9 protein-coding genes are annotated in these 8222 nt (G+C 69.4%); 7 read left to right on the top strand and 2 right to left on the bottom strand.

Annotated elements, in window-relative coordinates:
• Positions 1–177: 177 nt before the first annotated feature.
• On the bottom strand, positions 178–843 hold the full coding sequence (locus Q7W29_07220) for a Crp/Fnr family transcriptional regulator (protein ID MDO9171602.1): 666 nt from the start codon (positions 841–843) through the stop codon (positions 178–180).
• Positions 844–934: 91 nt separating this feature from the next.
• Between Q7W29_07220 and Q7W29_07225 the strand changes: the two genes are divergently transcribed.
• From Q7W29_07225 to Q7W29_07255, 7 genes are all read left to right on the top strand, one after another.
• Positions 935–1288 carry a hypothetical protein gene (locus tag Q7W29_07225; protein MDO9171603.1) on the top strand — a complete coding sequence of 118 codons (354 nt, stop codon included), beginning with the start codon at positions 935–937 and terminating at the stop codon, positions 1286–1288.
• A 149-nt stretch (positions 1289–1437) separates the two neighbouring features.
• On the top strand, positions 1438–1983 hold the full coding sequence (gene def / locus Q7W29_07230) for a peptide deformylase (GenBank protein ID MDO9171604.1): 546 nt from the start codon (positions 1438–1440) through the stop codon (positions 1981–1983).
• A gap of 28 nt (positions 1984–2011) precedes the next feature.
• The gene (locus Q7W29_07235; protein MDO9171605.1) at positions 2012–2392 is read left to right on the top strand and encodes a hypothetical protein; all 381 of its coding nucleotides are present in this window, start codon (positions 2012–2014) and stop codon (positions 2390–2392) included.
• Positions 2393–2423: 31 nt separating this feature from the next.
• A complete protein-coding gene (gene mqnE / locus Q7W29_07240) occupies positions 2424–3515 on the top strand; it encodes an aminofutalosine synthase MqnE (GenBank protein ID MDO9171606.1) in 1092 nt (363 codons plus the stop codon).
• A gap of 115 nt (positions 3516–3630) precedes the next feature.
• Entirely contained in the window at positions 3631–5145 is a 1515-nt protein-coding gene (locus Q7W29_07245; protein ID MDO9171607.1) for a NapC/NirT family cytochrome c, read from the top strand.
• Position 5146: 1 nt separating this feature from the next.
• Positions 5147–6112 carry a pyridoxal-phosphate dependent enzyme gene (locus Q7W29_07250; protein MDO9171608.1) on the top strand — a complete coding sequence of 322 codons (966 nt, stop codon included), beginning with the start codon at positions 5147–5149 and terminating at the stop codon, positions 6110–6112.
• A gap of 170 nt (positions 6113–6282) precedes the next feature.
• Complete coding sequence (locus tag Q7W29_07255) at positions 6283–7425, top strand: PDDEXK nuclease domain-containing protein (GenBank protein ID MDO9171609.1); 1143 nt, start codon at positions 6283–6285, stop codon at positions 7423–7425.
• Between the two features lie 105 nt (positions 7426–7530).
• On the opposite strand, the gene Q7W29_07260 is transcribed toward Q7W29_07255, so the two are convergent.
• A partial coding sequence (locus Q7W29_07260) for a FlgD immunoglobulin-like domain containing protein (protein MDO9171610.1) occupies positions 7531–8222 on the bottom strand: 692 nt, incomplete at its 5' end.

Below are 8222 nucleotides of genomic sequence, written 5' to 3' on the forward strand. Positions count from 1 at the left end.
AGGTGGTCGCGATCCGGGGTGTCCGCGAATCTCGTCATGACGGTCTCCCGACGTTCGAGCGGGCGATGTTCCATCACCACGCTAGGGGCGCCGGAAGCGTGCGGCCGTGACTTTGTCACAAATACTTGTGATAACAGGCAATGTTTTGCTCGATGGTAAATCGGGACCGAGGAAAGGTCAGAGGGCGGCTTCGTGCAGGGCGGCCGGATCCTCGATCCGGATGCGCCCGCGCGCGAGCGACACCATGCCGCGCTGTTCGAAGGACTTCAACAGGCGGCTGACGACCTCGCGGGCGGTGCCGAGGTCGGCGGCCACCGCTTCGTGCGTGCACTCCAGGACGGAGCCGGCGGTCCCGCCGCGCTCGACGAGGTAGGCGGCGAGCCGGCGGTCCATGCGCTGGAACGCCACTTCTTCGATCAGGGCCATCATGTCGCCGACCTTGTCGGCCAGGATGCCGAAGACGAAGGAGCGCATCGCTTCGTGTTCGGCCATCCAGTCCAGGAAGAGGCGGCGCGGGTAGATGATCGCCTCGACCGCGGATTCCGCCGCCGCCGCCGCGGGACTGGGCTGTCCCGAGAGCAGGCACAGCACGTTGATCGTGCAGCATTCGCCGGCCCCCACGCCGTAGAGCGTGATCTCGCGCCCGTTCTCGCCCGTCTTGAACACGCGCAGCACCCCGCTGCGGACCAGGGCGAAGGACTCGACCGCCGCGCGCTCGCGCAGGTACGTGTCGCCGGCGGCGAGCCGCACCGCCCGGCCGTGCTCTCGTAGCTGGGCCAGCAGGACCGGAGGCAGGCCCTCGGGGAACGGGAAGCCGGCGGGAGGCTTGGGCGCGGCGCTCATCGGGGCTCCATTCGACTGTACCTGGAACTGGAAGGCGATCGTGCGTACAATGCGCGCATCGAATCACGTCGAGGACGCAGGAGGAGGACCCTTGAAGCGAACCTTGTTCCCCGCCGCGCTGGCCTGCCTGGTCTGCTGCGCGATCCTGGCCGCCGGCTGCGGCCCCAAGTCCGAAGCCGCGACGTGCGCCGACTGCGGCATGGCCGTCGCCAAGGATAAGGCCACGCTGGTCGGCGGCAAGCTGTACTGCGGCCACTGCGCCGTCCGCCAGGCCGAGCAACCCGCCGGCGAGCAGCACGTCTGCGCCGCCTGCGGCATGACGATGGGTGAAGCCGACATGGTCCGGCAGGCCGAGCTGTGGTACTGCGGCCACTGCCTGCCCGCCCCCGCCGCGCCCGATTCGGCGGCGGCGGCCGACGCCGGCCGCACGGACGCCGGCCACTGAACCGACGGCCGCGGGCGCGACCGCCGGAACCCGCTTTGCGGCCGGGCCGCCGATGCGTTAACGTGGGGCGTCCGGAACGGTTCGGCGCGGATGGGGCATATTTTCGAGGATCGCGGCCCGCCCCCCGGGGAGCCGCGCGGAGGGTTTCCATGGCCATCCTGAAGGTCGCCCGCCTGGGCCACCCCGTCCTGCGCCGGGTCGCCGACCCGATCCCGCCGCAGGAGATCGCGGGGCCGGAGATCCAGGCGCTGATCCAGGACATGTTCGAGACCATGGACGAGTACAACGGGGTCGGCCTGGCCGCCCCGCAGGTGCACGTCTCGAGGCAGCTGGCCCTGGTCGGCGGCGAGACCGACGACGACGGCACGCCGCTGGTGCGCGTGGTGATCAACCCCGAGATCACCCCGACGACCGACAAGCAGTTCGGGATGTACGAAGGCTGCCTGAGCCTGCCCGGGATGCGCGGCTACGTCGAGCGTCCCGCGGCGGTGCACGTCCGCTACCTCGACGAGGACGGCGAGGTCGTCGAGGAGGACCTGGAGGGCTACCAGGCGGTGGTCATGCAGCACGAGTGCGACCACCTCCAGGGCCGGGTCTACATCGAGCGGATGAAGGACATCCGGCGGCTGGCTTTCGAGGAAGAGGCCGACCGTTACCTGCCCGTGGACGTGATGAACGACGGCCGGGACGTCTGAGGAACAGAACGCCTGACGAAGGAGCGAGATGAGCGCCGATCTGCTGACCCGGGCCGTGGAGGCCTTCAACAACCGCCGCTACGTCGATTCGGTCGCGCTGACCGCCGAGGGGCTCAAGGGCGCCGTCGGCCGCGACGAGCTGTTCTGGATGGGCCTGCACGAGGCCGCCGTCGGCTTCGAGCTGGTCATGGCCAAACAGCCGCGCAAGGGCGAGCAGAAGATGATCGAGGCCATGGAGAAGCTGCGCCACTTCGGCTACCGCTACGGCAACGTCGAGGTCACCAGCGTGCTGGCCGGCTTGCGCCGCGGCATCGAGGAGATCCGCAGCGTGGAATCGGGCCAGAAGCAGATGTTCGACACGACCCTGCTGCCGCAGATCAAGCTGTCCGGGAGCGCAGACGAGCGCTGAGGCCCGGCCGCGGACGACGCCGGGAGGCGCGATGATCCCCGATTCCCATCCCCTGGCCCCCGTCGCGCGCAAGATCGCCGCGGGAACCCGCCTCGACGAGCGCGACGGCCTGCTGCTGGCCGCGAGCGACGACCTGCCGCTGCTGGGCTGGCTGGCCCACACCGTCCGCGAGCGGATGCACGGGCGCAAGGTCTTCTACAACGTCAACCGGCACATCAACCCGACCAACGTCTGCTACGTCGGCTGCGAGCTGTGCGCCTACGCCGACGATCCGAACGCCCCGGGCACCTGGAGCTACAGCCCGCAGGAGTGCGTCGAGTTGGCCCGCCGCGACTTCATCCCCGGCACCAGCGAGTTCCACATCGTGGGCGGGCTGCACCCGCGCTGGAAGTTCCCCGTCTACCTGGACATCCTGCGCGCCCTGAAGCAGGCGTTCCCCGCCGTGCACCTGAAGGCCTTCACGATGGTGGAGATCGACTTCCTGGCGAAGATCGGCAAGCTGACCGTGCCCGAGACCATCGCCGCGCTGCGCGAGGCCGGCCTGGACAGCTGCCCCGGCGGCGGCGCCGAGATCTTCCACCCCGAGATCCACGACCGGATCGCCTCGAAGAAGATGTCGGGCGAACGCTGGCTCGAGGTGGCGGCCCTGTGCCACGAGGCCGGCCTGAAGACCAACTGCACGATGCTCTTCGGCCACGTCGAGGAGCCGCGCCACTGGGTCCACCACCTGCTCATGCTGCGCGACCAGCAGGACCGCACCGGCGGCTTCCAGTGCTTCATCCCGCTGGCCTTCCACCCGGCGGGCACCAAGTTCGCGGACCTGCCCGGCCCCACGCTGATCCAGAAGCTCAAGGTCGTGGCCCTGTCGCGCCTGCTGCTGGACAACGTCCCCCACGTGAAGGCCTACTGGGTCATGCTCGGGCGCGAGGTCGCCCAGTTGGCGCTGCGTTGCGGCGCCGACGACCTCGACGGCACGATCTCGGACGAGCGCATCACCCTGGCCGCCGGCGGCACCGCCGGCACGGGCATGACCCGCGACGAGATCGAGGCCTTCATCCGCGGCGTCGGCCTCGAACCCGTCCTGCGCGACACCCTCTACAACGAGCTTGCCACCGCCGGATAAATCCCACTAATTCGATGGGTATTCGCCATCCCGCGGCGCCGCTTGTGCCTACCCGGCCTCCGGGCTAGGATGCGAACAGCGACTCCGCCCCGCCCCCTTGCCGGGAAGGTCCGACATGCCCGATCCCCGCCCCGCCGGCCAGGCCGAACCGTCGACCCGGGGCCGCTCGGCCCTCGCCCGCTGGTTCGCCCGCCGCGTGCCCTTCTTCTACGCCAACTGGATCACCACGCTGGGCAGCCTGCTGGCGATCGTCTCGGTCGCGCTGCTGCTGGGCGCGCTGGTGCTGAACGTCTACAACGTGCTGCTCGAGCGGCCGACCAGCCCCTACGTGGGCATGGTCACCTTCATGCTGCTGCCGGCGATCCTGGTCGGCGGCGTGGCGCTGATCCTGGTCGGCGCGGCCGTCCAGCGCCGCCGCAAGGCCCGCGGCGAGGTGAAGACCGTCGCCATCGAGATCGGCGGGCCGGAGTTCCTGCGCAAGGTCCTGCTGGTGGGGTTCCTGGCCGTGCTCGGCCTGATCATGTCGGCGAGCTTCGGCTACGAGGCCTACCACTACACCGAGTCGACCGAGTTCTGCATGAAGGTCTGCCACGTCGTGATGGAACCCGAGGGGGTCGCCTACGAGCGCTCGCCCCACGCCAACGTGGCCTGCGTGAAGTGCCACATCGGCCCGGGTGCCGACTGGTTCGTCAAGGCCAAGCTGTCGGGCCTGCGCCAGGTGGTGGCCGTGATGCGCAACAGCTACCAGCGGCCGATCCCCGCGCCCGTGGAGAACCTGCGCCCCGCGCGCGAGACCTGCGAGGCCTGCCACTGGCCGGAGCAGTTCAACGGCTCGAAGCTCGTGGTGCGCGAACACGTCGAGACCGACCGCGACAACACCCCGAGCGTGACCGCGCTGGTGATCAAGGTCGGCGGCAACCCGCAGCCGGGCGTGCGCGCCACCGGCGTGCACTGGCACGTGGACCGCGGCAACGAGGTGCGCTACCGCGCCCTGGACGACAAGCGCAACGACATCGTCGAAGTGGTCCAGAAGACCCCCGACGGCGAGGTGCGCTACCTGCGCGACGGGGCCGACCCCGCGGACACGGCGGGCGAGTGGCGCGTCATGGACTGCATCGACTGCCACAACCGGCCGACCCACATCTACGAGCTGCCCGGCGGCGCCCTGGACCGCGCCTTCACCGACGGCCTGCTCGACCGCGGCGTGCCCTGGCTGCGCGCGGCGGCGGAGCGGGCCCTGTTCGACGTGACGCCCGGCGGGGACACCGCGGGGCGCGTCGCCGCCTACCTCGACTCCCTCTACGCCGCGGACCACCCCGAGGACCTCGCCGCGATGCAGGCCCAGCAGGGCGCCACGGCCGATGTCCTGGCGACGATCATCGCGCGCAACGTATTCCCGCGCATGAACGTGACCTGGGGCTCCTACCCCAGCAACCTCGGCCACGTCGACCTCCACGGCGAGATCGACGAGAGCGGCTGCTTCCGTTGCCACGACGACAGCCACCTGAGCGAGGACGGCCGCGCCATCAGCCAGGACTGCGACGCCTGCCACTCGCTGCTGACCGAGCGCGAGACCGACCCCGCCGCCCTGCCCGATTTCGTGTCGTCCGTGCTCACGAGGCGGGATTGACGTGACGGGCTCACCGACGTTCGACGACGTCCGCGCGGCCGCCGAGCGGCTGCGCGGCGTCGTCCACCGCACGCCGGTGGCCACCTGCCGCACGCTGGACGAGCTGGCCGGGCGCGAGCTCTTCTTCAAGTGCGAACACCTGCAGCGCGTGGGCGCCTTCAAGTTCCGCGGCGCCTCGAACGCGGTGGCCCTGCTGTCCGACGCCGAGGCCGCCCGCGGCGTCGTCACCCACAGCAGCGGCAACCACGCCCAGGCCCTGGCCCTGGCCGCGCGCCGCCGCGGCATCCCCGCCCACATCGTGATGCCGACCGGCGCGCCCGCGGTCAAGCGCGCCGCGGTCGCCGGCTACGGCGCCGTCATCCACGAGTGCGCCCCGACCCTCGCCGCCCGCGAGGAGACCGCCGCGCGCGTCGTGGCGGAGACCGGCGGCGTCTTCGTCCATCCCTACAACGACGCGCGCATCATCGCCGGCCAGGGCACCGCCGCGCTGGAGCTGCTCGAAGTCGTCCCTGACCTCGACGCCGTGTTCGCCCCGGTCGGCGGCGGCGGCCTGATGTCCGGCACCTGCCTCGCCGTGCGGGCTCGCCGCCCGGGCACGCTGCTCTTCGGCGCCGAACCGCTGGGCGCCGACGACGCGGCGCGCTCGCTCGCCGCCGGCCGCCTCATCCCGCAGACCGCCCCGCGCACCGTCGCCGACGGCCTGCGCACGAGCCTCGGCGAACTCACCTGGCCCATCCTGCGCGACCACCTCGCGGGCATCGTCACCGTCGACGACGACGCCATCCTGCGCGCCCTGCGCCTGGCCTGGGAGCGCGCGAAGCTGCTCATCGAGCCCAGTTCGGCGGTGCCGCTGGCGGCGGTGCTGTCGGAGGAGTTCAAGGCGCGGCCGGGGATCAGGAGGGTGGGGATCATCCTGTCGGGGGGGAATGTGGATTTCGAGGCGTTGTTGCCGGTTCTGCATACGTGACCCGGTCATCCTGAAGATACTCCACCAAGATAGATCCACCCCGGCGTCCAACATTCAGCACCAATGGTACGAACCTTTCTGGGTGATTCGGCTCCGTGTGACTACGGGCGGTCATGGTGTCTTATCCCTTCGACCCCAGGACACCGAGTGAATCATCTGGAGGAAGCGTCATGAGCGATGACAACCGGCAACTGCCGGCGACAAGTGCTTCTGCGGGTGTCGCTGCGGATGTCCTGTTCGGACGGATAGCCGCGATCATCGACGGAGCACGCGGCTGTGTTGCGAGGGTAGTCAATTCGACCATGGTTCAAGCCTACTGGGAGGTCGGAAGGGAAATCGTTCTGGTCGAACAGCAGGGAAACAAGCGAGCCGTTTACGGAGAACAAGTACTGGAGTATCTGTCGGAACGAATGACCGATCGTTTTGGGGCCGGCTTCGGTATCCGTAATCTCCAGCGAATGCGGCAGTTCTACATTCAATACGCAGATCGGATCACGGCGCGGAACACCCAGGTTGCCATTAATGAGAATGATGTTCAAATAATTCCGTCCGCGCTGCGGACGGAATCGACTTCCCCCGTTCCTTTGAGGTTCTCCCCTGGGCTCAGTTGGGCGCACTACCGCTTGCTCTCAAGTGTGCCGGACGCCGCCGCTCGCTCCTACTACGAGATCGAAGCCGCCCGCGAAGGCTGGTCCAGCCGCGAACTCGAACGCCAGATCGCCTCGCTTCTGTTCGAACGCCTCGCCGCCAGCCGCGACAAGGCCAGCGTCCTCGCTCTCGCCCAACGCGGGCAGGAGATCGCAGTCCCGCAGGACATCGTCAAGGACCCGGTCGTCCTGGAGTTCCTCGGCCTGTCCGAGCGCCCGCATTGGCGCGAGCGCGACCTCGAGCAGGCGATCATCAACCACCTGCAGGAGTTCCTGCTCGAACTCGGCAGGGGATTCTGCTTCGTCGCACGTCAGAAGCGCATCACGCTGGACGGCGACCACTTCTTCGTCGACCTCGTGCTGTACAACCGGCTGCTGCAGTGCTTCGTGCTGATCGATCTGAAACTCGGCAAGTTGACCCACCGCGACCTCGGCCAGCTGCAGATGTATGTGAACTGGTACGACCGCACCCAGCGCGAGGCCCACGAGCAGCCGGCCGTCGGCATTGCGCTGTGCTCGCGCAAGAACGACGCGGTGGTGCGAATGACGCTGCCGGAAGGGGAGAGGCGAATCCTCGCGACGCGGTACGAGGTGCTGCTGCCGAGTACCCAGGAGTTGGAGGCGGCGGTCAACGAAGGCAGGCGTGAGGCCTTGTCGCGCTGCTGACCATTCGCTGACGGACGTTGTCGGAACCCGGTACCAAAGAAAAGGGAGCCTGGGCCGGGGACCCAGGCTCCACTCATGTCTGATACGCGCCCGCAATGACCGGCTTCACCTCACCAGCGTCATCCGCCGCGTCCCTTGGAACGCCCCGGCGTCCATCCGGCAGAAGTAGACGCCGGAGGCCGCGGCCCGGCCGTCGTCGCCGGTCCCGTCCCAACGCGCCCGGTGCGCGCCCGCGGCCCTCGTTTCGTCGAGCAGGACGCGGACCCGGCGGCCCGCGGCGTCGAAGATCTCCAGCCGCACCCGCACGGCCTGCACCAGGTCGAACGCGATCGCGGTGGCCGGGTTGAATGGATTCGGCGCGACGGGATGCAGCGCGACGGCGCGCGGCAGGGACGGCTCGTCGATACCGACCGCTCCCTGTGCCGAAGCCGGCGCGCTTTCGTTCTCCGCGTCGTCCACGGCCGTGAGCTTGTAGTGCCAGACCAGGCCACCGGTGTCGGCGTCGGTCCAGCCGATGTCCGTGGTGAGGTGCGCCAGGTTCTCCGGCGCCGGCTCGAATCCCGTGGAGGCGCTGCGGTAGACCCGGAAGTACGCGAAGTCGCGGTCGGGGCAGGCGTCCCAGGTCAGTGCATTGGTGCTCGGACCGTAGGCGACGCTGAAGGCGGTCGGCACCTGCGGCGCGATGTTGTCGACCGACCAGCCGCTGTCGGGGGGGCTGGCGTACCAGACCGAGGGCACGGCGGTGTGCGCCGTGATGCAGAAGACGGCCCAGGGGATCGTGGCCACCGAGTCGGCCA

It is taken from the genome of bacterium, from assembly GCA_030654305.1.
Taxonomy (GTDB): Bacteria; Krumholzibacteriota; Krumholzibacteriia; order LZORAL124-64-63; family LZORAL124-64-63; genus PNOJ01.

Excerpts from the sequence above, each read along its gene's own strand:
- Q7W29_07220 (MDO9171602.1), bottom strand. The coding sequence starts at position 843 with ATGAGCGCCGCGCCCAAGCCTCCCGCCGGCTTCCCGTTCCCCGAGGGC.
- Q7W29_07245 (MDO9171607.1), top strand. The coding sequence starts at position 3,631 with ATGCCCGATCCCCGCCCCGCCGGCCAGGCCGAACCGTCGACCCGGGGC.
- def (MDO9171604.1), top strand. The coding sequence starts at position 1,438 with ATGGCCATCCTGAAGGTCGCCCGCCTGGGCCACCCCGTCCTGCGCCGG.
- Q7W29_07235 (MDO9171605.1), top strand. The coding sequence starts at position 2,012 with ATGAGCGCCGATCTGCTGACCCGGGCCGTGGAGGCCTTCAACAACCGC.
- mqnE (MDO9171606.1), top strand. The coding sequence starts at position 2,424 with ATGATCCCCGATTCCCATCCCCTGGCCCCCGTCGCGCGCAAGATCGCC.
- Q7W29_07255 (MDO9171609.1), top strand. The coding sequence starts at position 6,283 with ATGAGCGATGACAACCGGCAACTGCCGGCGACAAGTGCTTCTGCGGGT.